Genomic DNA, 24,871 nt, shown 5'->3' with positions numbered 1-24,871 from the left:
TCGCCGTCCGGACCGGCGACGCGTTGCGTCGTCGGCAGCGGCAAGTACCGAGGCCGCAGGCCGACAGCCTGCCATGCCGCCGCTCCGTCAAACACCGTAGTCACTGCTGCCTGCGCCAGGCCGCGGGAGACTGCTGGTGGAGGCGCTTGAACAGGCGGCAAAAGGCCGAGGTGTTTTCGTAGCCGCTCATGCGCGCCACGGCGTCGATCTTGTAGTCGGTCTCGGCCAGCAGATAGCGGGCGTGGTCCATCCGCACTCGCGTGATTTCTTTCCCGATCGGATGGCCGACCGCATGCGTGAAACGCGCAAAAACCGTCGAACGGGACAAACGCAGATCCTGCAGCACCGTTTCCAGGGAAATGCGTTCGGCAAAATGCTCGCGGATGTATTGCTGGATGGCGACCACCGCCTTGTCGCTCTCGGCGGCGCTGTCGGTCGACTGGCGTTTTTCGATCGTGAGCGGCGGGATGACGAGATGACGCTCGCCCGCCGGACTCGCCGCGGTGATTTCCCCCTTCATCAGCCCGTCGAGCAGGCGCGCGCCCTCATAACCGAGACGCGAGAAATTGACATCGATGCTCGAAACGGGAACCCGGCAGGCCTCGCAAATCTCGCGACTGTTGTTCACGCCGAGCACGGCGATGTCCTGGGGAATGCGATACCCGAGATCGAGCGCGGTCTGGATAAACGCCTCGGCATAAGCGTCGTCGGGCGCAAAGACGGCGAGGGGCAATCCGTTCTTCTTCACGATGCGATGAATCCGCGCCCGGAGATCACCAGGATCAATGACGATCTGTTCGGGCCAGTAGTTGAGGTACATCTGGCTGGCGGAATAACCGCGCCTGGCAAGGTAACGGCAAAAGGTATCGATGCGAGTGACGATCGGTTCGACCCGTTTGCAGCCGAAACCGAGAAAGTGCCGGTAACCACCCGAGCCGCTCAGGTAATCGGCCGCCAGGCGGGACACCTGTTCGTGGTCGATGCGCGTGGAAGCATCGGCCGACGGAATATCGCCAAGGCCGCGCAGATTCACGATCTTCGCGTTGGGGTACAGCTTGCGGAAATCGACCGGGGTATGGCCGGGGAAAACGAGCAGGCCGTCCACCTTGCGCGAGCCGTGCGGATAGTCGGCCGCGTTGCGCATGAACGAGAGCGTCCAGTCGGCCTCGCGGGCGTAGGCGCGGATGCCGTAGTCGAGCTTGTGCGTCGACCAGTGCAGGCAGGCGAGGACGTGGCGCGGATTCATTTTCGGGACGGGTTGGCGAAACGAAACGACAGATCGGGTATGGCGCGCCGGGGGCATGACGCGTGGTTTTGCGCAGGGCCGGCAGGTTTGTCAAAACGTCGTGGCGTCGGTCCCTGTCGCGTTCACCGGATCAGCTCCACGTCAGAAAAAATCACGTCGCCGGCAGCGGTGGCCCCTTTCGGCGGTTGCAGGCCGAGCAGGATGCCGCGCAGCGGAAAATCGGCTTTCCGGTTGAGGACAGCGCCCTGTCGTTCGGCAAAGGTTCCCGTAGGCCGGGAAACGTCGATGCGGAGATCCTGCCATTCGTCGGCAGTGCTCACCTGCACCGCATATTGCAGGGTTTCACCGTCGGCATCCTGAAACCGCACCAGCACCTGGGCGGGAGCGAGGGTCGTTTTGACTGTGAGGCGCAGTTCGGCAAAGGCAGGCTCCACCGGTGTGCGGAGGTAAGCGGCGGCGTAACGCCCGCCTCCGGCAAAATCGCAGCGGAGGCGCAGGGCGGGCTTGCCGTCGATGGTCACGCGTTCGGTTTCGAGGGTGACGCCTTTTGCCGGAGCCGGTCTCCAGTGCGGAGAGGCCAGCCATTTCGGCGACTCCCGGCCGGATGCGGCCGACGGCTCGCCGGCGAACGTGACCACAACCGCCAGGCACGGCAGCACAGAGAAAAGAAGATTCCGGGTGATGGACATGATGACGGCAGGCATTATCGGGAAGCGGCGGCAGGGATGAGGCGGAGCAGGATCGGATAATCCGGCACGGCAAGACGTTTGAGCGCGAGCCGGCCCCCGACATCTTCCACGGGAGGTGTGCTGACCTCACCGGTCATCAGATCGGTCAGCTCGACCGTGAATCCGCCGGGAGCGACGGCGAACTCGACGTCGGCCGCGCGTGTATTCAGATCGTTGACACGCTCGGCCGACCACATGGCAAAGACGGCGCGACCCTCCGTATCGGTAAACGGATACGCCATGATGCGGCTGAGCGCCGGCAGCACCTCCATGCCGTCCCACTGGCGGGGCTTGTTTTCCGAACGGTCGGAAAAGGGAAACGCCTTGATGCGAACCGGGCTGCCGATCCTGAAACCGGCGGTGGCGCGCGCGACCTTCTGCACGGCGGCGTAAGCGGGCTTGGGAATGTCCCCCTGGCGGACGAGGCCGAAGTTCTGCTCCGGGTCGAACGGGTCACCGGGCACGTCGGGATTACCCTTGCCGCCGCCGGCGCGCCCGTAGTCATCGAGGAAATCGTAGAGGATGTTGACCTCGACCCCGACGGCGAGCCCCTCGACCAGGCGCCGCTGCGCATACCGGGCCTGGGCGGCTTCGCTGAAACCGGCGTAGAGGGGTTTCTTTTTCGGATCGCCCTCGCGGTAGGTCGTCCATCCGGATTCGGTGATCCAGTAACGCGAGGGGCCATTGTGCTGGCGGGATTTTTCCAGACACATGCGGACATAGGAGGCAAACGTGCCCGACGCATCGGCCACCGCGAAGCCGACACGCTTGCGGTAAGTCTCGTTGTCGGGATGCGGCACGATCTCCGGCGGCGAACGGAAGCTGTAGGGATGGTCCGTGATCGCATCCACATTGCGCGATACGCCCATCTCCAGGTGATGGTAGTTTTGCGGCATGACGTTGCCCAGGCCGATGACGGTCATGCGCGGATTGGCCGCCTTGATGGCGTCGGCCGCCGTGTTGAGGAGTTTGGCGTAGTGCGCGATCCAGGGAGAGACGGAACCGTCAGGCTCGCGTCCGGCCCAGTTGTGAGGTTTCCCGCCGGTGAAGGTCTTGGCATAACCGCCGAAAGGTTCGTTGAGGATTTCGATGGCGTGGATTTTGCCGTCGAGCTCCTTCGCCAGCCAGGCAGCCGCGCGGCCGTAGGCGACGGGGTCCCAGCGGTCCTCGTAGTTCTCCCGGTTGTCGTTGTTGAAACAGGCGATGATTTTCAGGCCGTGGGCGTTGGCGATGTCGATCCACTTGCGGGTGTTTTCCGAAATACGATACTGGCCGCGCCGTGGCTCGACATCGCGCCACGTGATTTCGTCACGAATCCAGCCGACCCCGAGGTCGGCGATCATGGGAATGTGCCGTTCGGCGTCCCAGGTTTTCATCCACGGCGTCTTGTGGGCGAAATGCGTGGCTACTCCCATGTTGTAGTTGAGCGGCGGACGTGCATCGCCGGAAGGCGGGATCGCGGCAGGCACGACATTTTCACCGGCGATCCCGCGGGAGGACAGGAACATGACAAATGCCAGGAGGGTGGCGGCCGCAGAGCGGCCGATTTTCAGGTAATGATTGTGAATCATGTGAAAGGCGGAATGCCGGGGAACGAATGAGGAGGAGATCGTGCTACCAGGGTTCGGTCCGTCCGAAATTGTATTTCTTTTCGGCACTGGCCGCGTCCATTTGGGCCTTGGTCATGAGCACAATATGGGCGTCGAGAAAGGCAAAGTTGCCCTTCTGCCCTCCGTTGTGCGGGAAAGGGATCTGGCTCGTGTACTGCGGGTGATTGCCAAACCAGGGCTGTGAGAGACGACGGTCGGAGTGCTCGAATTCGGTCAGCAGACACATTCGCGACGGCGTCGGGAACGACGAAAGCGGTTTGTTCGCCGCTTTATAATCGAGCGACCCTCCGGTGCCGGGAATACCGTAAGAAACCTTGCCGTCGGCGAGGGTTTTCCCGTTGCGGGTAAACGTACCGGTGAAGGCAGGGTTCCCGGTAAAGGTCGTTTTGTCAGCGGTACACCTGAAGACATCCTTGCTGGCGCAATAGTCGGGATAGAGGTGCTGCCACCATGCGCTCGTGTCGCCGGCAGGCGACCCCCAGGTCCGGGGCAAAAGGTCCCGATTGTCCTGCGCATAGAGGAGCATGGCCTGGGCAAGCTGGCGCATGTTGGACGAACATTGCGCCGTGCGTGCCGATTCGCGTACCCGGCTGACGGTCGGGACGAGGATGGCCGCCAGGATTCCGACGATGGCAATGACCGTGAGCAGCTCGATGAGCGTGAACGCGAAGGCCGGTTGGCGGGGACGGTAACGGGAAGCGGTTTTCATGGATGGCATGGACTCGGGGTATGGCTGATGTTTTTCTCCAACGTGCGCCGCTGCTCCGTCCGCTCAAACGGAAAGGGTATGCCCGGCGGGCAAATGATGTGCCGGGCGTCCGGCGGTATATCGGAAGACACGCGTTTCCGTTGCTCCCTGCCTGTCATGTTGACTTGTTCCCGGCGATTCGCGGCGATGGTGACCTCCCGTCATGCCCGCCACGCCTGCACCCTCCGCCACCCTCCGCCAATCCTCCCCGTCTTCTGCGCTCTCCGACGCCGGACCCGCCGACACGCCGGCCCGCGCCGGTGCGCACGCGTGGTTCCGCGAAGCCACTTACGGACTCTTTATCCACTGGGGCCCCTACGTGCTCCACGGACGCGGCGAACAGGTGCTCATGCGCGAACTGCTCGACCAGCGCGACTACGCGCGGCAGGCCCGCGCATGGAATCCCTCCGCCTTCGACGCCCGCGAATGGGCCCGCATCGCCGTGCACGGCGGGTTTCGCTACGCCGTCTTCACCACCCGCCATCACGACGGATTCTGTATGTGGGATACCGCTACGACGGATTACTCCAGCGCCCGCCAGGCCGCCGGCCGCGATTTTGTGCGCGAGTACGTCGAGGCGTTTCGCGCCGCCGGGCTGCGCGTGGGGCTGTATTTTTCGTGGAACGACTTTCGCATCCCCGCCATGTTTGCCGGCCCGCAGGGCGATCCCGACGGCTGGGCGCGGTTTCGCGATTATGTCCATGCCCAGGTGCGCGAACTGCTGACCCGCTACGGCAAGATCGACGTGCTCTGGTTCGACGGTGTGTGGCCGGGATCGGCGGCCGACTGGCGCAGCGCCGAACTTTTGCAGGAAATCCGCCGTTTCCAGCCCGGCATCCTCGTCAACAACCGGCTCGGCTTCCTCGGCGCGGGCAAGGACCATGACGATGAATTCGGCGCCAACGAGGGCGCCGGCGGCGACTTCGGCACGCCGGAGCACCACATCACCCCGGTGCGCGGCAAACTCTGGGAATCGTGCCAGGTGAGCACGTGGCGGCTCTGGTGCCACAGCCGCGGCGAACGCTGGCGCTCCGCGGAAACGCTGCTCGACATGCTCACCGAGGCATCGAGCCAGGGCGGCAATCTCCTGCTCAACGTCGGTCCCGACGCCGACGGAAAAATCCCGCCCGAGTTTGTCGAGCGCAGCGATGCCATCGGCGACTGGCTGCGGCTCCACGGCGAGGCCGTCTACAACACCGATCCGGTCAACGCTGGCGAAAGCACGCTTTTCGGACGCCAGACACGCCGTGGCAACACGCTGTACCTGATCGTGCGCTTCTGGCCGGGTGCGACGCTGCGTTTCCAGGGACTCGCCACGCCGGTGAAGCGGGCCGTATTGCTGACGACCGGACAGGAAATCGCCTGCCACCGCGACGACGGCGGACGCGGCATCGTGCTGGAAGGATTGCCCGACGCCCCGCCGCATCCGCTGTTCCCGGTCATCCGCCTGGAGCTGGACGGCGAACCGCAGACCCTGCCCACCTACCATCCCGGCCTTTGGGGCGGTGATCCCACACGCCTGCTCGCCTGGGCCCGCGAACGCGGCGACGGCGTGATGGCGGACGGCTCCTGATGCCGGCGCAAAGTATTTTCGTGAAAGACCCCGTGTCTCCGGGCTTATGCCAGTGTCCCGAATGTCGTTGATTTACACAAAGCCCGGAGGGCGGCTCCGCCGCAACCGAAGGGAAGAATAGCCACAAGAAACACAAAAAAACACGCCGCGCATGAAAGCCTCCATCGCGCTTATAAGCGCGCGGGAGATTCTCGCCGGGCAGAGGGCAATTTTGTGTTTTTTGTGGCTGAAAAAAATCCGGGGGAGGAGTTTTGGCCGCGAAGGGGCGCAAAAGCTTTTTTTGCAGGGGAGCTCTCCATGGCGCTTATAAGCGCCACGCAACGTTTCATCCTCGTGGAGATTTTTGCGCTCCTTCGCGGCTAAAAAAATCCAGCCCTGACGATCAACTCCGCAGCACCGGCGGCGACCCGAGGCTCCCGTGCGGCCTGAACTCGGGAAAAATGCGCACCGTCTTCCGCCGGAAATTGCGGCGGGCGAGACAACCGGGGATCAGCCGGAACACGGCCCGGGCAAATTTCGCCGGCGAACGGTGGTAGCGCGCGGGCACCGGATTCACGAAATCGAGCGCCGGATCGTCGTCGCGGCTAATGACGGAGATCTCCTCCGGAATGCGCAGCCTCCGGCTGTGCAGATACGTCATCACGGCAACCGTGTGCAGACCGCGACAGGAAAAGATTCCGGTCGGTCGCGGATCAAGCGCGAGCAGGTGATCAAGCGCCCGGCGAATACCTTCCGGCGTGCCGTCGTGGCGGATGATATCGGCCGCGATCGGCTGGCCAGCGCCGGCGCTCCCCTCCCCTTCTCCGGCGGGCGCCGTCGCGACGCCGTCGCGAAAACCGGCTTCAGTCATGTTGTCGCCCGCTAGGCCGAGGCGAGGCATGAGCAGGGCGATGCGGCGGTGGCCGAGACGCCGCATCGTGTGCGCGGCGTGGCGGGCGGTGGCGAAATTGTCGAGATCGACCGACAGGCTGGCGCCGTCGTGGAAGGCCGTGCCGAAGACGATGTGCGGAAGGTTTTTCGCCAGAAACCACTCCTGCATGGTTTTTGTTGAATGCCAGAGCAGCCACACGTCGGCCCCGGTTTCGGCGACCAGCCGCTCCAGCGCATGCGCCGCGTCGCCGGTGTAACAGGAAGGGCGGACCTCGATGGAGAGCGTCATGCCGCGCCGCGCCAGCAGTTCGCGCAGGCTTTCGAGCTGGAGGACGATTTGCGGGTCGATGTTTTCCGGCAGGTATGGCGAAATCATGACAACTGTCCGCGCCCCGCCCGCGGGCAAAGCGGCGGCCGCAGGCGATCCGGTCCGGGCAACGATTTCACGACGACATCCGTGCGCCGTGCGCAACAGTCCCTGGCTTTCCAGCGCGGCCAGCGCGGCGCGCAACGTGGGGCGGCTGACCTGGAACAGCCCGGCGAGTTGGCGTTCGCCGGGCAGATGCCCCGTCCAGCGCCCTTGCCGAAGCTCCGCGGCGATCCTGTCGGCCACCACGGCGGCGAGTGGCGACCGGTCGACCGCCAGCGTGGAAGCGGCAGAAGCCTCCGCGACGGGAACGGAAGCGACAGACTCGGTTTTAGCGCGCCGGGGCATGTACGATCTGCTCCCCGTTTGCCGCCGAAGCGTCAACAGTGTTTTGGCGCGTCGTTATTTTGAACCGGCGTACCGCACCTGCACATGGAGATCTGTCCATGTCAGCGCTTCGGGGGCCGAGCTCGCGAGCGTGAGCGTCACGCGGTTTTCTCCCTTCCGGAGCATGGCGCCGCGCTCCCCGGTCAGGTTGAAGGTCAGCCACCGGCCGCCGCTCTCGGCCCGCGCCAGGCGGGTGCCGTTGACCGACACCACGAGGTCCCGCGTGCTGCTCGGTACCACGCTCGTGAAATTGAGGCGCAGCCGGATGGTCTGTCCGGCCAGAGCCGGTTCATCGCCCAGCAGGAAGGTCACCGAACGCTTCGCGCCGGGTTCGAGCGCAAGGGGAGCATCGGGGCAAAGCGTCGGAATCGTCGTATAGGGCAGATGCGGGAGCGCCTGCGTCCATGCGCCGAGCCCGCGGATGCTGGCGAAGTAATCCTTGTTTTGCGTGGCGAGCGCGGCGGGATCGCCAAGCTCGCTCCAGGCAGGCGAACGGGGATTGAAATAGTTGAACTTGTAAATGCCGTCCGCGCCGGCTTCGCGGGCAAGGAGAGCGCGGCCGCGCTCGGCGAGAAGGCTGCTGCGGAGTTTGCGCGCGTCGTTGTCCTTGACGCGGGATTCGTCGAGCGAGGGATAAACCGGCACGCCGTGTTGGTGGCCGAGAGCGACGCTGGTCGCCCACGGGTTGAGTTGCATGTAGCCGCCGACAACGAGCAGATCGAGAAGCCCGTCCGCCAGCCAGGTCTCGATATCGAGCCCGATATCGCGGCAATACGCGACGGAGTCGGGCACGCGCATGGAAACGAGAAGAGGGCGGCCGCGACGCAACCCCTCGCGTTCCGTCATGGCCCGGATGCGACGGATGAGCCCGGTCATCGCCGCGCGTTCGCCGGAGGTGGCCTTTTCGCCGTTGGCCGTGGTCTTGAAGAAAGCCCGGTGCCGGAAAAAATCCAGCTCCACGCCGTCGACGTCGTAGTTTTGGCAAACTTCCTCGAGGAAACGGAACGTGTAGTCGCGCACTTCGGGGAGGGCATAGTTCACGGCCGTCCAGCCGGCATGGCGCGGTTTGTTTTCGGGCGTGCCGAGGAGGAATTCGGGATGGGCGGTCTTGAGTGTGTTGGCAGCGAGGAAACCGGGACCGTAGAGGCCCGGGTTGCTGTCGTGGGTGTCGTTCATCCGCAGCGACCAGAAAATCTCGATGCCGTGCGCCTTCCCGAACTCGACCATCATGGCAAGCGGATCGAGACCGGCGTCGAGATAGCGCGCAAGGATGTCGGTCGAAAAACCGGTGGAGTGCGGTATCGGATCACGGATGACAGAACCGATTTTCGTCGGATGGCTGAAGAGGCCCCACGAGTGATTGGTGCAATAGGAGATGGCTGCGACACGCGTGTTTTCAAGACCGGTGGTGCGGGCGGCGAGAAAAACCGCCTTGCTGACTTCAGTGACTTTCTGGAAATCGTTGCCGTCGTTGTTGCAGATGACCGGACGCGGGCGTGCGGCGAGTCGGGCGCGCTCCGCGCGGTACGTGGCAAGGGCAGTATCGGTAGCAGCCGGCGTGGCCGCGCCTGCGCCGAACGGCAAAAGCGAAATCAGGAACGTCGGGAAGAGACGGCGAAGGAGAAGTTGCATGAGAAATCGGGAGCGCATTCCGGAGGGCGCGGGAAAGGAAGGAGGAGAAACGGTATGGACGGGAAGGCCGGTTTACAGGCCGTCGGTGAACATGCTGTGGCGGGCACCGCCGACCTGCACGTCGTCAACCGGGATCAGTTCGACATGGCCGTCGAGAAAGACGAACTGCGCCTTGCCATCGAACCAGTCGCGGGGGATGGCCGCCATCGAATCCGTGTTTACCGGATTGAGATAGTTGGTGTTGCGCCCGCCGGCGACCTCCGCCTCGTGGTCGCCGAAGTACATGAACCGGCTCGGAGCCGTCACATCGGATCGGATACGCAACCCCCGTCCAGCCTGCTGATACGTGAATTCCTGCGTGTAAACGTTGGGGCTGTAGCTGCGCAGGGGTTCGCTCCGGGCCGGCGACTGGATGATCTTCATGTTGGCGTAAGGCGTCGTGTCCGCGTAGCCGAGGTACGGGCGGAGAATCTTGTACCAGAAGGTGCCCGTCGGGTAGCCGAGTCGTTCGGCGTCCTGGGCACGGGGCAGGTTGCAGGGGAGAAGGAAATCGCGATGCTCCTCGGAGAAAAGCGTGGCGGCCGTCCAGATGCTGCGAAGATTGGCCGCGTCATTCACGCGTCGGGCGGTTTGGCGGACCTTGCCGACTGTCGGAATGATGATGGCAGCCAGAATGCCGATGATGGCGATCACCGTAAGAAGTTCGATAAGCGTGAAGCCGCCCGGCATCCGGAAGCGTGGAGAACGGCGGGGGATATTTTTGGCAAATGTTTGCATGGCAGGAACAGGGGTTAACGGGGGAGAAAAGGGGAGCGCCGGAAGGGCGCGCCGGTCAGTTGTTCATAAAAAGGCAGCCCGGATCGCCGGCCTGTTTTTCGACGAGGTCCTTTTGTACATCGAGGGTTTTGGCCCGGCCGTCGTAAAATGCGACGTTGGCCTTGCCGGAGTGACGTGGAAACACGTCCCACGCATCACTACCGTCGAAATGCGAATCGCCGGGGAAATACGCATAGCCGTAGCTTTTGACTTCAGCATTGGCGCGCCTGTCGGTCCAGGCGGAGGGAGCGGCGGTCGTGTTGCCAGCGTTGGCGATATCGCAAATAAAGATAGTCTGTGAGGGACGCTTCACATCGGTGAATTTCTGGCCTTTGACTGATCCGAGGTATTCGTGAATGCCGATGGTCTTGTTAATGCCATACGAAGCTGGACGGAATCCTTGTTCGTTTGCGGATGTGTAGGGGCCAAAGGTGGCGAGATCTCCGGGACACGTGAGCACGCCACCGGCACCCAGTTTGTTTTCGTCGAGGCCGAGGTAGGGTGCGAGCGGGATGCGCCAGGTTCCCGCATCGGTGGCTCCGGTTCCCCGGCAGATGGGCACGAGATTCATTTTGTTGTCATTGGCATACATCTGCCCGGCGAGCGCAATCTGGCGAAGATTGGAGAGGCAGGCGGCCGTCCGCGCCGAGTTTCTGACTCGTGCGACGGTGGGGATGATAATGGCTGCGAGGATGCCGATGATGGCGATCACCGTGAGAAGCTCGATGAGCGTGAAACCGCCCGGATGCCGGAACGGCGGGTTGGCATCCGGGAGGTGTTGAGCGGGTTTTGGCATGGCGGGGATGGAGTTGATTTCGGGATACGTGAGGACCGTTCAGGCCCGGGTGCCGCGACGGCGGATCACGAGCATGCCCGTGGTGAGCGCGCCGGCAAGCAGCAGGGCGACGCTCGCGGGTTCGGGAATGTTGGCCGCGTTATAGACGAACTGGAGCGTGTTTCCGTTGTACTGAAACGTATCGCCCCAGTTCGACGTGAAGCTTTCCAGTGCAATGCCCGGCGAGGTGCCGGCAAACGAGATCAGGTCGTAGGCCTGGCCGTCGACGAGTCCGCCGTTGTCGGTGAACCGGAAAACGATGCTGCCGGCACCTCCGGCGGCGGAACCGGTCATGCCGGCGCCGGTGAGCTCGATCTTGTCCTGCGCCGAGCCGAGACGGAAGAGGACGGTGGCCGCGCCTTCGAAAACGAGGCCCGCACCGGTGCCGTCGCCGCCGACGAGAGTCAGCGTGCCAACGGCATCCGTGGCGCCTGGAGCAAGGATGCCGCCGGATTTCACCGTGAGCGCGCGGGAGGCGGCGGTGCCGAAGTTGATCGTGGTGGCGGCGCGGAGCGTGGCGCCGCTGTCGACCGTGTAGTTGCCTTGGTCGCTGGTGGTGCCGGTGATGACGAGCGTGCCCGCCTCGGCCGTGACGCCGCCGCTGTGCAGGAGCGCGCCGGAAAGCGTCAGCGTGCCGCTGCCGGCCTTGGCAAAGGCGAGTTCGCGTCCGCCGTTGGTCGCCGCCAGCTTGCCGGCATAGGTGGTGGTGGTGGACTGTTCGACGCGAAGGGTTTTGGTGGCCACGTTGTTGGCGCCGTAGGCCGCCGTCACCTCCGCTCCGGTCGCCGAGCCCGAGAGTTCCCCGATCGTCACCACCTGTCCGGCGAGCGCGGTATCGAGACCGAGCAACCCGCCTTCAAGCCGGACGCGCGTGGCGATGCCGGCGCCGGTAGCGCTGGTGATGGCAACCCGGTTGGAGCCGCCTCCGCGGGTGACCAGCAAACCGTCCCAGGCGGACGTCCCGCCCAGGTTGACAGTCAGGCGGCCGATGCTCGCCCTGATGTCCAGATTGCCGCTGCCGTTCCCCGTAACGGTCAGGGTCCGCCAGGTCGTGGCGGTCGCTGCGGATACATTGACGAGCGAAGCGCCGCCAGCGGCCGTAAAGTCCTGCGCGGAAATATCGACGGCAAGCGCGAGGCTCGGGTTGGTATTTTCGATGACCGCGGAGTTGCCGTTGCTCCACGCCGTGGTGCCTTCCCCTCCCGGCGTGGTGGCCCAGGTCGTGGCGGACAGTTCCCAGGTGCCGGAGCCGCGATTCCAGTAAAGCGTGTCCTGGGCATGGATGGAGACGGTGGCCGTGGCGAGAAACAGGGAGAGCAGGGCGCCTGCAAGCGGAGCGCGGGAGAGGACGGGGACGGTTCGGGTGGTCATGGTGCGGGCAGGAGTGTCGGGTTGTGAAATTCCCGGACCGGTTGATCGGCAATCGAGGCGTAATCGGGCAAGTGGTCCGGGGGATACGGATTGCAGCCTCGCCCGCCGGCACGATGGCCTCAACTCCGGCCAACTGGTCTTTTCAGGATACCATTTTCACGATTTGCCCGGTGCGGGCCCGAGGCTTTCCCGCGACTGGAACTCGGGGAAGACACGCACGGCTTTCTGGGCGACATTCCGCATGGCGAGGCAACCGGTGATGAGCTTGAAAACGAGACGGGCAAACTTCGAGGGCGACCGGTAGTAGCGGGCAGGGACGGGGTTCACGAAATCGAGCGCGGGATCGTCATCGCGGCTGATGATCGAAATATCCCCCGGGATGCGCAAGCCCTTGCCGAGAAGCGCCGTAATCACCGACACGGTCTGGAGCCCGCGCACGGACAGAACGCCGGTGGGACGCGGTTTGAGTACGAGCAAATGATCCACGCTGCGCCGGATGCCTTCGGGCGAGTCGTCGTGCTTGATGACGTCGACGACCAGTGGCTCGCCTCCGCTCTCTTCCGCCGCGCCCGCGCGGAAACCCGCCTCGGCCATGCTGTTTCCGGCGAGGCCGAGCCGGGAAATGATGAGCGCGATGCGCCGGTGGCCGAGCCGCCTGAACGTGAGCGCCGCATGGCGGCTGGTGGCGAAGTGGTCGAGATCGACGGAAATGCTGGCCTCGGCGTGAAAGGCAGAGCCAAGCACGATGTGCGGAAGCCCCTTGGCCAGGAACCATTCCTGCATCGACTGCGTCGAAAGCCAGAGCAGCCACACGCAGGCTTTTTCCTCGGCGACGAGATGGCCGAGCGCGGTGGCCGCGTCGTTGGTGTAGCACGAGGGACGCACCGCGATGGAAAGCGACATGCCGCGCCGGGCCAGCAACTCGCGCAGGCTCTCCAGTTGAAACACGATAAAAGGATCGATGTTTTCGAGAGGACGCGGCGAGAGCATCACCACGACCTGACCCGCGGCCGGCGCTCCGGTAGCGTGCCGACGGACGACTACCTCCCGTCGTCGCCCGTGCGCGGTGCGCAGCCAGCCCTGCTTTTCGAGCTCGGCCAGGGCGGGACGCAAGGTGGTGCGGCTGACCTGCAGCATCTCGGCCAGCTTCCGTTCGCCGGGGAGGTGATTTGTCCAGCGCCCCTGCCGCAGCTCCTCGGCGATGCGGCGCGCCACCTCGGCCGGCAGGCGGGCGCGCTCCACGGCAAGCGCCGGAAACGGTCCGGACGGACCGGAGACCGGGGAAGAACGGGTGCGGGTGGATGTCGCGCGGCGTCGGCGGGGCATGATTCTGATCTGGTCTTCTCTTCAGACCAGATGGTCAATGTTGTTTTCCCGAACCGGACCGGCTGCCCTCCCCTTTTTCTTTTTCCGTGAACATCCCCGCTCCCCGTCTCCTTTTGCCATGCGCAGCGCTCTCCGCCATCACCCTGGCTGCCCCGGCTCTTTCCGCACCATCCGCCGCGGGAGAGAAAAACGGCGGCGACGGCGAAAATCCCTGGAGCATCGCCTTGCGGCTCGATTACGCCACCGCCGACGCGCGGTTTGCGCAGATGCATGCCGCCGCTCCCGACGACGCCCGCGCCACCATCGGGTACGCCTGCACGCTGCTTGTCCGGCAGCCGCGCACCGAAGGCAACATCGGGAAAGCGCGCGCGCTTCTCATGCACACCGCCGAAGCGGCATCGACGGAAACCGAAGAACGCATCCTGTGCCGCTACCTCGCAGCCCGCATCGATCAGGACCATCGCTCGCCCGCGCGTCCGGACGACGCGGTGACGGCCTACGAAAACCTGGTGCGCGACTACCCCGGCCATGAACTCGCCGACCAGGCGGCGGTGCAACTGGCTCTGATCTTCGCCTTCGGCCCGCCGCAACCGGACAAACCATCCGGCGCCGCGGCCGCCTCGCCGGACGACGTCGTCGCCCGGATCGAAGAACTTCTCGCCGGCGCGCGGCACGCGGAGGCCCGGCGCGAGCTGCACATCGTGCTCGCCCGGTTTCACTGGCAGGCCAGGCAGGCCGTCGCCCCCGCAATCGCGCACCTGCTCGCCGCACGCCGGATCCCTTGCGAAAAACCCTTCCGCGACGCCGAACTCGATCTGATGATCGGCAGCCTCGCCCAACGGGAAGGCGACGCGGAGCTCGCCGTTGCGCATTACGAAGCGTTCGCCGAAGCCAATCGCCGCGACCCGCGCACCGGCACCGTCCGCCGCCTTGTCGCCGGACTGAAGGCGGCATCCGCACAAGCCGCCTCCGGACACAAAACTCCCGCCCGTCCATGAAATCCCGCCTGCGTTTTCTGCTGCCCGCACTCGTCATCGCCACCGCTGTCGGCGGTTCGTTCTGGCATGTCGTCTCGCACCGGCGGGTCGCCGCCGATCCGGCCAAAACCACCCTGCGTATCGGCCACTGGCTGCTGCACACGGGCATGCGCGAGGCATTTGCCGAAGCCGCCGCCGAGTACCAGCGACTGCATCCGGACGTGGTGATCGAACAGGTCGCCGTCCCCATCCGCGTATGGCCGGCGTGGATGCGCACCCAGCTCGTCGGCGACACCGCGCCCGACATCACCGGCCTCCTCCAGGCCAACGAGGAGACGATCAACCGCTACTTTCTCCCGCTCACTCGCTTCATCGACGCCCCCAATCCCCACAACGCCGGCACGCCGCTCCAAGGCCTGCGCTGGCGCGACACGTTTGTCGATGGGCTCGCCTCCATGCAGGCCCTGACCCCCTCGACCGGCGAGGTGAACGGTGTGCATCTCCAGCTCAGCACCCTGCGCGTCTTCTATAACAAGACGTTGCTCCGGTCCGTCACGGGATCGGACGTACCGCCGACAGACTATGCGACGTTTCGCGCCCTCGAAAACCAGGTCACTGCCTGGAACGAGAGCACCGGGAAAAAACTCGTGCCCGTGGCCGGTTGCGGACCGTATGCGCAGTACCTGTTCAATGCGCTGCTCCCCTCCCAGACGCAAAAGGCCGCCGTTGCCCTCAGCCTCATGCAGACCCTCAACCTGCGTCCGGCGGAAGTCGCCGCACTGATGTTGCAAGGCCGCCTCTCGTATCGTTCATCCGAATACCAAGCGAGCCTCGATCTCCTCCGCGACGTCACGGCGCTGATGCCGCCGGGCTTTCAGCAACTCCAGCGCGACGATGCCCTGTTCGCCTTTTTGCAGGGCAATGCCGTGGCGATCTGCGCGGGAAGCGGCGATTATGCCGCCTTCCGGCAGGAAGGCGGCTTCGGCATTGCCATCACGCCGATTCCCCTGCCGGCGCCGGACGATCCGGACTACGGGCGTTTCACGCTCGGACCGATTTCGGATGCCGGTGGCTACCCGGAATCGATGTTCGGCATCGTGCGCACGAGCCGGCACCCGGGACTCGCGCTGGATTTTCTGCGCTTCCTGAGCAGCTACCGCATGGCGGCGCTCTTTGCGGAGCGGAGCCTGCGCATGTCGGCAATCGTCGACGTGCCTCCGCCCGCCGGGGCGGCCGAACTCGCCCCGCGCCTCGATGGCGAAGCACCGGGCAGTACGGTGGATTTTTTTACATTCGGAGGAAGCCACGCGCACAACGCGTTTCACCGCAACCTGCACACGCTCATCGACCGGCGCGGCGACCGCGAAGCCTTCCTGAAAAAGCTCGACGACGAAATGCCCGCCGCGCTGCGGCGCGATCTCGCGTTTTATGTGACACGACAACAGCAGGAAATCCGGCGTGCCGACGCGCATCTCGGACTGTTGCGAACACAGCCGTCGTCAACCGGACAACCGGCTGCTTCAGCCATGGCGTCATCATGGACGCGAGTGGCCGAGTTTCAGCACGACCTGCACGCGGATTACCTCCGTTATCTGTCGCTCATGCAGGCCGGGACAGCAGAGTGACACAAAGCGCCTCGTGTCATCCGGTTTTCAGGACACGCGCTTCGCCCGCAGACAATGCGAACGCCTTCCCCGCCGCTGTTCCGGTCGACAGATCCGTCAACGACCCGCCCTCTCCGGCAAACCCGGCTGTCGGCAGCGTCAGGGAGTTTCCTCCGAAATTCGCCACCAGCACGTAGCGGACGCCGTCCAGGCCGGTCACGCGTATCGCGCGAACACCTTCGTTTTCGAAACCGGTGTCCACCCGCGTCTGCTTCGGCGGGTGCGCGGCGGCGAAGGCCGCCGTCTGTTTTGCGTCCACCGAGGAGAGAACCGCCCAGCCGACATCCAGAATCGTCTCGCCCGCCTCGAACTTTTTCGGACCGATCACGCACGGCCAGCAGAGGTGCTCGACATGGAGAGAACGCAACGCTCCCGCCCGGCGATGGGGCGCGCGATGCACGGAAAGCGTGTTCGCCTCCGAAGACCTGTCAGGGGAGTGAAGGCCCACGACGCCGATGCGGTTTTCGATGTTCGCCCAGCGGCTGCCAAGCGACAATACCTCCTCGGCCGCAGCTGGCGATGCGAGTTCGAGTTCGCCGCTCTGGCTGAAGAAGCGACGGTGATAATCGTTGAAAAGATCGTTGGGTACATTGAGGTGCAGCCCCTTGATCGCGGCCACGTAACCGCGGCGGTTGCCCATCCGGCAGTATTGCAACGCAACTACGGTGTGATTGTCGGGCAACGCGGCGAAGGCAATCTGATGAAGGGCGGAGTCGGTGCCGCTCCAGCTTTCGGCGAGAATCAGATCGGTGCCTTCGTAAACGGAGCCGCAGGTCACGAAACCGCCATCAAAAGCGTCCACGTGATAGCGGTTCACGCGCCGGTGAAGTTTCCACTGTCCGTGCGTCGGGTGTGCATGGTGACAGAATTCGACGAGGCCGCCGAGGTTGTGCTCCCACTCGGCGAGATGGCCATCGTCGGGCGGCAGGCAAAGGCCTTGTGCGAGGTTGAAGGCGCGCCACGAAAACGAGGCGAAACGCGTGGGGCTGCGATGCAGCGCCGCGCCGTGTTCGGGCTCCGCCCAAGTGCTTCGCGCTAATGGAGAATGACGAAGGTTATTCGCAGGTGCCGGCTGAGAGCATTCTACATTCTTCATTCTGCCTTCTTCATTAGGCGTAGCCGCATACGCCGCCACCATGCCGAGAGCGCAGGCGCGGTCGGATTCGAGACGGGTGTAGTAGAGCGGACTCTGGCGGCGCAGTTCGGCGAGACGGACGCCGTAGAAATAACCGTTGCCCGCCGGATCGGCAGCCGCCTCGCGTTCGATGCGGGCGAGTTGCGGCGCGAGTTTCCTGATCGCGGACGGATCACCGAGGTGATCGGCTGCGTAGAGGAGCGCCGGCATCAGGTATTCCTGGCAATAGGCGTAGCGCACGCGGGTATCGCCGCCGATGCGGGCGAGGCGTCCGTCGTCGAAGATCATTTGCCGGAGCACAGCCCAGAGATCGGCCTGATGGTGGTCGAGTGATTCGGGCCGCGGCAGGCCGGCCGCCTTCAGGTCGAGGTGCAGCATGGCGGCGTTGCTCACGCAAATCGTCATGTAGCCGACATTCAGGTACGTGTGATGATCGAGCGCGTAGTTGGGAAAAAAGCAGGGCCCGATGTAGCGCTCCCGGACAGGCTTTCCGGCCACGATGCGGTCGTCGGTGGCGTCGGCCTCGATGCTCACGCCATTGATCAGGAAAACATGCGCGCGTTCCTGCCAGTCGGATGCGTGCGGATGATCCGGATACATCACCGATGTACGCCAGAGCAGGGCGCCGTTCCAGATGTTGGATTCGGGGTCGTTGCCGCCTTCGTGCGCCCAGCGGGTGGCGGTGATGCGTTTTTCGGGTCCGCGGTGATAATCGGTCAGCAGCCAGTCCGCCTCGCTGCAGAGCATGGCGCGCAGCGCAGCGTGGTCGGCTTCGGTGAAATGGGGTTGCAGCAATTGCACGCCGTACATCATGCGCTCCACGCCGAGCGCGCTGATCCACGTGTGTCCCCACTTTGCGCCGTCGGTGCAGTGAAAGGCCCCGCTCTTGTGGCCGGCGAGGTTGAAGCGCAGCGCCGCCAGCCCCCGGTCGATCGCCCATTCCGTATCGGAAAACCCGATGCGCTCGCCGAGACAGCCCAGCGCGGCGAGGGCGGCCGCGTATTTTTGCTGGGTCTGCACCCCCCAGCCGTCGTAACCGGTGCCGTACGTACCGAAAGCAGGCTGGCCGGCTGGCGAAGGGACATCGCTCCAGTCGGCCTCGGCGGCGCGCGCCCAGTTGGCGAGAAGTTGCAGGGAAACGAAAGACGGATTTCGGGACATGGTCGAAACAGGAAAAACAGAGGCCGGAGGCGGGCAATGGCGGTGGATTGTTAGCGTAACAATTCCGGAGGGGAAACCACTAATGGACACTAATGCACACTGATAAAACTACAGAATCCATTTTTGATAAACAGGTTAAGAACCCATTTCCCAATCCGGAAGATCAACCGCAAATGAACGTAAGCTCATAAATACAAATTAATTATATAATTATTTAAACACGAACTTGTCGTATTTCTATTCGCGTTCATTCGCGGTTAAAAACGTAATTTCAGTTCCTCCCTGAACAGGTTGAGTCATCAGTGTCCATTAGTGTGTATCAGTGGTAAAAAACGAACCTCTTACCGGCGCCTCCGGCCCGTCGCGCCACGCACATTCGACCATCACCATCTTCGGCACGGCGGGCAGACCGCGCTGGTTGGCGTGCAGTTGTTCGACAACAAGATCGAATGCCGCCGCTCCCAGTTCCTCCATGTGATGATCCACACCGGCGGCCGACTCCGGCTGTCCGATGATATTGATGTGGGCGAAGGCGCAGTCATCCGGGATACGAACGCCATTCCTGCGCAGGAAGCCGGCGGTGTCTCCTCCACCGATGAGCGCATCGGGGCGAAACTCACGAAACCAGCCGAGAAATTTTTCAGGCTCCCATCCGTTCATCACGAGCGGCGGGACAGCCTGGCAGGCGGAGGCAAGGGTTCCCGGATTGTGTTGCCGGGCAAGAAAACTGGCGAGCCACATGCCGTCGGTGCGTTCGTTGGACTCGGCGGAGAGGGCAAACCCGATCCGCTGGTAACCGCGTCGCGAAAGTTCGTGCCAGGCGATCCCGAGCGTCTGGTATTGCTGGCTGCACGCCCGATGCAAGCGCGGCTCCACGAGTGAAAAACCGCAGGCCGCCGCCGAAAAATGCTCCCACCCGAAACCGGCATCGATGCGCGTCCCCGACTTCGGCATCGGGGCGACGAGCACGCCACGAATCCCGCGACTGCGCAAAACGCCTCCCAGCCGCGCGGGCGTCATGCCACGCTCGCACAGCCAGAACGGTTCCAGCCGGAATCCCAGCCGCTGCGCCCGCACCCCGGCTCCGGCAAAAATCGCGGAGCTCGCCGGCGAGCGCCGCCAGCCTTCGCGCGTCGGTTCGGCTGTGATCCACGCGATGACTTCCGCTCCCGCGACGCGACTCGCGCGCAGCCTGCCCATCAACCGTGCCACCTCGGGATCGGGACGGTATCCGAGCCGCACTGCCGTTTCCATCACCCGCCGCTGCGTCGCCTCCGCCACCACTCCTTCCCCCCGCAACGCCCGCGACACCGTCATGAGCGAGCACCCTGCGGCAGCGGCGACATCGGCAAGGGTGACGCGTGCGGAAACGGATGCAGGGGAACGGTTGCTCATGACGGAGGCGAAGCTGGCCCGGCCCTCCGGCAACGGCAAGCAAGTGCACACGGATGGCAGAGCCCTGTCCACCGCCCACGTTGTTACGGGTAACAATCCGCCCGGATTGCCGCCCGGCCTGACGAGGGAGACTGTTCCGGCACGCCACCTCCTTCCGGTGGCCCCATGCCCTGTCTGCCGTTTCCGCAAATCCGAATCCTTAGCCCTGCCTCGTATCATGAAATCAATACGTACCGCATTATTCTCCCGTCTTGCCTCCAGTGTGCACGCAGCGCTGCCGGCCTGCGCAATGCTCGTGCCCGTCCTCGTCACCGCCCAGGTTACGCCGGTTAATCTGCTGATTGACAACAGTACTGTCCGCAGCAGCGGCTCCTACACCTACTACGCACGGGGCACCCCGAATGTGACCTCCGAAAACCCCAACGATGGCATAGCTCGCTGGACAGTACCGTTCTTTCCAGGAAGCAATAGTTATTCGAGCACTACGGACAAGGATGCCGGTGCAACAGTCACATGGAACCAGAATTTTGGCGTGACCAACAATGCCGGTCCCATTTCCTTCACCCATGGCGAGCTCACAGACGGGGTAATTGACTCCACCAGTTCTGTTTCCGGCTACAATGGAGCGGTGAATTTCGAAAAAGGCTTTGATCTGCTTTTTGATTTGGGAGGCCTTTATTCTATCAGTAGCGTTGAAATCGTTTATTCCGATGCCATAAATCGCCGCTGGAATACAGCCGATACCAAACAAAGCGTTTGGATATCCGAGACCTTTCCAACCTCCTCTTCATCCCTCACACAACTTGGGAGTAACGAGAAAGCCACCCTCAACGCTCCTGCTGGATCACTTCTGACTTTTTCATCTGCAGAATCCATTGTCGGACGCTATGTGAATCTTTCGCTTTTTATGTCCACATCCTATGATTTTAGCAGTAACGGCCAGAATGGCGGACGTATTTTTGAAGTGCGCATTTTTGGCACGCCCATTCCCGAACCAGGCACGGTTGCGATCTGGACGGCATTCGTCTCGCTGGTCGTGGTCGCGGGTGTTCGTATCATCAGAAAACGTAACCCGTCTTCCTGAACCGCGCGCTCCCCCTTGTTTCTACCCATGCACAAACGCTCCCGACCCCTTCCTTTGCTCGCGGCACTTCTCGCCTTGCCATTCGCCTGCCTGGCGCAGGCCGCGACCGATTCGGAACCCATTGTCAAGCACCCGCGCCTGGGTACCTGTGTGCATTTTCACCAGACGGGCAAGGGTTGGGACGTGGACACCGTCATGCCGTTGATTGCGCAGTCGGGGGTAAGCTGGATTCGCGACGAAATCAGCTGGGCTTCGCTCGAAAGGGAAAAAGGCGTTTACGTCATCCCCGAACACGACATCCGCTGGATCGAAGCCGCGCACAAGGCCGGACTCAAAATCCTGCTTCTGTTCAACACCCGCGGAAACAAACTCTACGACAACATCTACGACCCCGACGCCTATGCCCGCGCCGCTGCCTGGCTCGCGAAGGAACTCGACGGCAAGGTCCAGGCAATGGAGATCATGAACGAACCCTTCAACTTCAAGGGCATGGGCACCGTCTTCGGCGGCACGTGGAACGGCCGAGAACCCGACAACAGCACCTCGCCCTGGGTTCACCACTACGTCAAACTCCTCAACGCCGCCGCCCGTGCCATCAAGGCCGCCAATCCGCGTATGACGGTTGTCGGTCTCGGGGCCGAAGCTCCCGTCAATTTCCGCATGCTTGAAATCGGTATTGCCTCCGAAGTGGACGGCATCGCCGACCACCCTTACAGCCGGCGTGTCATTCCCGAACTTGTCCTCTTTGCGGCGACCGATGGCATCCTGAAACGCGACGGTATCGCCACGGCAGACCAGCGCGGAACCTACGCCTCCCAGGTGCGCATGTATCGTGAACGTTCCGCACGTTTCAACGGTCCCAAACAGTTCTGGATTACGGAAACCGGCTTTACGACCTACTCCGGTGTGGACCGGCAGCTTCACGCCGGCTTTACCGAAGAAGCGCAGGCCAGGTATCTGCAACGTCGCATCGTCGAGGCGCTCGGCCTCGGCGTGGACATGCTCTTCCAGTATGATTTCAAAAACGACGGACGCGACCCGAACAGAGCTCAGCATCATTTCGGCATGATCAACTGGGATCTCTCGCCCAAACCCGCCCTCGGCGCCGTTAACCGCGTCGCTACCGCTCTCGCCACCTGCGAACCTGCGCCCGGGAACGCAAAAATCACGGTTACCGTTTTCCCCCACGCCGAGCGTATCGACGCGTGGCCCATCGTCTGGGACGGCACCAAGATCGCTGCCCCCGGCACTATTCCTGTGCATCATTTTGTCGATCAGTCGGGAACGCCTGTTATCGCCCTCTGGTCCGCCGAGCGTGCAGGCAGCGACCAGCATCCCCGCCACGCCGACATCGAACTCGCCACCGCTTCCGGCAGTGCGTTCACACTCCGCACGCTCAAGGTCCATGACCTGTGGACCGGCAAGACGCGCACCATGACTCCCCGGCAAAAGAATGCCAACACCTGGATCCTCGAGCAGTTCGTCGTCCCCGACACGCCTGTGCTCATCACCCCCGCCACCGATGACTTTTCCACTACAGCAGCAGGATCCCCTGTTCTCACAACATCCCCTTCCCCTGACGCCACGGCAGCCAATGATGCCGTATCTCTCTTCGCCCGTGATCGCTCATGGAAGTTCAATCCTGGAAAGGAGTTTCCCGGCGCTACCGGAAAGCTCACCCGCACCGACGAGGATGACACTCCGGTAGTGACTGTGGACTACGATTTCACGGGAGGCGGACGTTACGTTTCGGCCGATTCTTCCTTCGGGATTACACAGTCTGCCGGCGAGATCCGATTTTTCGCCAAATCGGGGAATCCGCTTCTGCTGGCCATTCGCCTGATCGACTCGACCGGACAGACGTTCCAGATCAAGCGGCCTTACAATCAGACCGGTGAATGGCAACCCTTCCGTATCGATCTGGCCGACATCAAGGGCCAGTCGTGGGGAGGCGCCGGCGATGGAAAACCGCGTTTTCCCCTCAAACAAATCCGTATCTGTATATCTGCTACAGGAAAGGGAGCGCCTCGTGGCGGACAAGTCACCTTCGCCAACATTGCTCCTGCTTCCTGAAGGCTCGCGATCACCAGCTTTTATCTTCCATCACTGTTTTCTCCCTGAACCCGAGACTATCCCATGAAAACGCCACACCCCGACCAAAAGACCGGTTTCACACTGATCGAACTGCTTACAGTCATTGCCATCATCGGCATTCTCGCCGCGATCATCATCCCCGTCACCGGCAAGGTCCGTTCCTCCGCCAGGATGACGCAGTGCAAATCAAACATCCGGCAAGTCGGCCTGGCAATGATCCTGTTCGCCGAGGAGCATCAGGGACGTTTCCCCGCGCGCAATGCCGGCGGAGGCTGGGCACGAAAACTCGTGGATGGTGGTTATGTTGACAAGGCAGGCAAGACGCTGACGTGCCCGGCCGACAAAAACGCGGAAGGCAAACCGCGTCCGCGCAGTTACGCCTATGTCACTCCCGCGATGATTCCGACGATTCCGAAGGAAGACACATCGAAATCCGTTGTTCTGCAAAAATTCGAAAATCCCAGTCGCATCATGATGCTGACCGAGTGGCATTGGGCGAACCAGGACTATAACAAGATGGATGGCGGAGGCATTGACCAGAAGGCGATGGATACGCCGACGCAGGTTTTCCATCCGGACGGGCGGCGTAATTTCGTCTTTCTCGATGGCCATGTTGCGAGTTTTCGCAAGGAAGACTTCGAAGCCAGCGACAGGCGCTGGGGACGACGCAGTGAAGGCCAAAGCGGAGCGGAGGCTCCGTAATCCCGCCGCTGTTCATGCGCGGCGACAGCCGTGCACGTAACATTCCCCTGCTCCTCCTCTCCGCACCGCATGCCGGTGGCGCGGACACACGGAGATTTCGTCCAACACCCTGCGACGTGACGCCGTGTAATCAAATCCACTACAACATTTCCCACATCCCCTCCTGACTCTCTACTCATCTTCTTTATGCACCATTCGCTCAAGTCCCCTTCCGCCCGATCCTGCTTCCTGCGTCGCCTGTCGCAATGGGGCGCTGCCAGTTTCGCCCTGTTGGCGTTTGCTGTGCTCGGTGCGGCCGAGGTCACGATCCAGCGTGACATTATTTATTATGCTCCGGCCGGGGTGGTCGATGCAGGTATCGATGAGTTTTGCCGGCTCGATCTCTACCTTCCCGCGGTCTCTCCCGCCGGAGGTTTTCCCCTGATTGTTTTGTTCCATGGGGGGGGCCTTCATACCGGTTCCCGTAAGTCGACGGCCGCGCTGGCCCAACGTGTTGCGTCGGCCGGGATCGCGGTGGCCAACGCCACTTATCGTCGCCATCCCGGGGTGGATTTTCCCGTCTATGTGGAGGACGCGGCCCAGGCCGTCGCCTGGGCCGCGCAGCATGGCGAAAGCAAAGGTATGCGCCCAAGGGCGCTCTTTGTGGGGGGGCATTCCGCCGGCGGTTATCTGGCCGCGCTGCTGGCTGCAGACGCACGCTATCTGCGAAAAGCCGGAGTGCCTGACGGAAGCGTGGCCGGATACATCCCCATCAGCGGCCAGTTGATCACCCATTCTCAAGTGCGAAAAGAGCTTGGCCTGACGCGACTCGCCATCCTCAGCAATGAGGCCGCCCCGCTATACCATTTACACCGGGATATGGCGCCAATCCTGTTTCTCGTGGGCGATAAAGACATGCCGGCACGTGTGGAAGAGACGCGTCTTTTTGTGGCAGCCGCGAATGACATTGCGAAGAACCCCAACATCTCGGTCTTGGTGGTGCCCGACCGCGGTCATGGCTCTATCAAAGATCGCTTGCTCACTCCCGACGACCCGGGTGGCGTGGCGGTGATGGATTTCATCCACAAGTGGACCCCGTAAGAGATCTCCGAAGCGCCGGCGACGCGTCCCCGTTAGAGTATTTCAGGATATTACCCCTGGATTTGCCATT

The 24,871-nt window shown here is 63.1% G+C and carries 20 protein-coding genes; 8 read left to right on the top strand and 12 right to left on the bottom strand.

Features of this window, described 5'->3' with window-relative positions; genetic code table 11:
- Nucleotides 1–100: 100 nt before the first annotated feature.
- The 4 genes from OPIT5_14080 to OPIT5_14065 form a co-directional block, all read right to left on the bottom strand.
- A complete protein-coding gene (locus OPIT5_14080) occupies nucleotides 101–1,246 on the bottom strand; it encodes a transcriptional regulator (protein AHF91169.1) in 1,146 nt (381 codons plus the stop codon).
- Nucleotides 1,247–1,368: 122 nt separating this feature from the next.
- Complete coding sequence (locus OPIT5_14075; protein ID AHF94387.1) at nucleotides 1,369–1,950, bottom strand: hypothetical protein; 582 nt, start codon at nucleotides 1,948–1,950, stop codon at nucleotides 1,369–1,371.
- A complete protein-coding gene (locus OPIT5_14070; protein ID AHF91168.1) occupies nucleotides 1,950–3,545 on the bottom strand; it encodes a hypothetical protein in 1,596 nt (531 codons plus the stop codon). Before OPIT5_14070 ends, OPIT5_14075 begins: the two co-directional genes overlap by 1 nt.
- Nucleotides 3,546–3,588: 43 nt before the next feature.
- Nucleotides 3,589–4,293: an N-terminal cleavage protein gene (locus OPIT5_14065; GenBank protein ID AHF91167.1), complete on the bottom strand. Its 705-nt coding sequence runs from the start codon at nucleotides 4,291–4,293 to the stop codon at nucleotides 3,589–3,591.
- A 202-nt stretch (nucleotides 4,294–4,495) separates the two neighbouring features.
- Here OPIT5_14065 and OPIT5_14060 point away from each other — a divergent pair, with 202 nt between their 5' ends.
- Entirely contained in the window at nucleotides 4,496–5,905 is a 1,410-nt protein-coding gene (locus OPIT5_14060; protein ID AHF91166.1) for an alpha-L-fucosidase, read from the top strand.
- A gap of 213 nt (nucleotides 5,906–6,118) precedes the next feature.
- Nucleotides 6,119–6,268, top strand: coding sequence for a hypothetical protein (locus OPIT5_14055; GenBank protein ID AHF94386.1), 150 nt, complete (start codon nucleotides 6,119–6,121; stop codon nucleotides 6,266–6,268).
- A gap of 19 nt (nucleotides 6,269–6,287) precedes the next feature.
- Here the strand turns inward: OPIT5_14055 and OPIT5_14050 are convergent, their stop codons facing one another.
- The 6 genes from OPIT5_14050 to OPIT5_14025 form a co-directional block, all read right to left on the bottom strand.
- On the bottom strand, nucleotides 6,288–7,490 hold the full coding sequence (locus tag OPIT5_14050; GenBank protein ID AHF91165.1) for a transcriptional regulator: 1,203 nt from the start codon (nucleotides 7,488–7,490) through the stop codon (nucleotides 6,288–6,290).
- A gap of 54 nt (nucleotides 7,491–7,544) precedes the next feature.
- Nucleotides 7,545–9,161: a hypothetical protein gene (locus OPIT5_14045; protein AHF91164.1), complete on the bottom strand. Its 1,617-nt coding sequence runs from the start codon at nucleotides 9,159–9,161 to the stop codon at nucleotides 7,545–7,547.
- 72 nt (nucleotides 9,162–9,233) lie between these two features.
- A complete protein-coding gene (locus OPIT5_14040) occupies nucleotides 9,234–9,938 on the bottom strand; it encodes a hypothetical protein (protein AHF91163.1) in 705 nt (234 codons plus the stop codon).
- A gap of 55 nt (nucleotides 9,939–9,993) precedes the next feature.
- Nucleotides 9,994–10,773 (bottom strand): N-terminal cleavage protein, encoded by a 780-nt coding sequence (locus tag OPIT5_14035; GenBank protein ID AHF91162.1) that lies wholly within the window; start codon nucleotides 10,771–10,773, stop codon nucleotides 9,994–9,996.
- Between the two features lie 39 nt (nucleotides 10,774–10,812).
- On the bottom strand, nucleotides 10,813–12,183 hold the full coding sequence (locus OPIT5_14030) for an autotransporter (GenBank protein ID AHF91161.1): 1,371 nt from the start codon (nucleotides 12,181–12,183) through the stop codon (nucleotides 10,813–10,815).
- Nucleotides 12,184–12,339: 156 nt separating this feature from the next.
- Entirely contained in the window at nucleotides 12,340–13,509 is a 1,170-nt protein-coding gene (locus OPIT5_14025) for a transcriptional regulator (protein ID AHF91160.1), read from the bottom strand.
- Between the two features lie 86 nt (nucleotides 13,510–13,595).
- Here OPIT5_14025 and OPIT5_14020 point away from each other — a divergent pair, with 86 nt between their 5' ends.
- Both OPIT5_14020 and OPIT5_14015 read left to right on the top strand, forming a co-directional pair.
- Entirely contained in the window at nucleotides 13,596–14,507 is a 912-nt protein-coding gene (locus tag OPIT5_14020; GenBank protein ID AHF91159.1) for a hypothetical protein, read from the top strand.
- The gene (locus tag OPIT5_14015) at nucleotides 14,504–16,111 is read left to right on the top strand and encodes a sugar ABC transporter substrate-binding protein (protein AHF91158.1); all 1,608 of its coding nucleotides are present in this window, start codon (nucleotides 14,504–14,506) and stop codon (nucleotides 16,109–16,111) included. The genes OPIT5_14020 and OPIT5_14015 overlap by 4 nt, the downstream gene beginning before the upstream one ends.
- Nucleotides 16,112–16,127: 16 nt before the next feature.
- Here the strand turns inward: OPIT5_14015 and OPIT5_14010 are convergent, their stop codons facing one another.
- The gene (locus tag OPIT5_14010; protein AHF91157.1) at nucleotides 16,128–18,446 is read right to left on the bottom strand and encodes a hypothetical protein; all 2,319 of its coding nucleotides are present in this window, start codon (nucleotides 18,444–18,446) and stop codon (nucleotides 16,128–16,130) included.
- A 309-nt stretch (nucleotides 18,447–18,755) separates the two neighbouring features.
- Entirely contained in the window at nucleotides 18,756–19,874 is a 1,119-nt protein-coding gene (locus OPIT5_14005) for a LacI family transcriptional regulator (GenBank protein ID AHF91156.1), read from the bottom strand.
- On the opposite strand from OPIT5_14005, the gene OPIT5_14000 reads away from it, so the two are divergent.
- The 4 genes from OPIT5_14000 to OPIT5_13985 all read left to right on the top strand — a co-directional run bounded on the left by OPIT5_14000 (nucleotide 19,840) and on the right by OPIT5_13985 (nucleotide 24,801).
- Nucleotides 19,840–20,925, top strand: coding sequence for a hypothetical protein (locus tag OPIT5_14000; protein AHF91155.1), 1,086 nt, complete (start codon nucleotides 19,840–19,842; stop codon nucleotides 20,923–20,925). The two genes, OPIT5_14005 and OPIT5_14000, sit on opposite strands and share 35 nt — an antisense overlap.
- A 15-nt stretch (nucleotides 20,926–20,940) precedes the next feature.
- The gene (locus tag OPIT5_13995; protein AHF91154.1) at nucleotides 20,941–22,998 is read left to right on the top strand and encodes a hypothetical protein; all 2,058 of its coding nucleotides are present in this window, start codon (nucleotides 20,941–20,943) and stop codon (nucleotides 22,996–22,998) included.
- Nucleotides 22,999–23,061: 63 nt separating this feature from the next.
- Entirely contained in the window at nucleotides 23,062–23,721 is a 660-nt protein-coding gene (locus OPIT5_13990) for an N-terminal cleavage protein (protein AHF91153.1), read from the top strand.
- A gap of 186 nt (nucleotides 23,722–23,907) precedes the next feature.
- Nucleotides 23,908–24,801 (top strand): alpha/beta hydrolase, encoded by an 894-nt coding sequence (locus tag OPIT5_13985; GenBank protein ID AHF91152.1) that lies wholly within the window; start codon nucleotides 23,908–23,910, stop codon nucleotides 24,799–24,801.
- Nucleotides 24,802–24,871 lie beyond the last annotated feature (70 nt).

The sequence above is a fragment of the Opitutaceae bacterium TAV5 genome, from assembly GCA_000242935.3.
Classification (GTDB): domain Bacteria; phylum Verrucomicrobiota; class Verrucomicrobiia; order Opitutales; family Opitutaceae; genus Geminisphaera.
The sequence above is the reverse complement of the archived record's forward strand: the minus strand, read 5'-3'. Positions and strand labels throughout refer to the sequence as shown.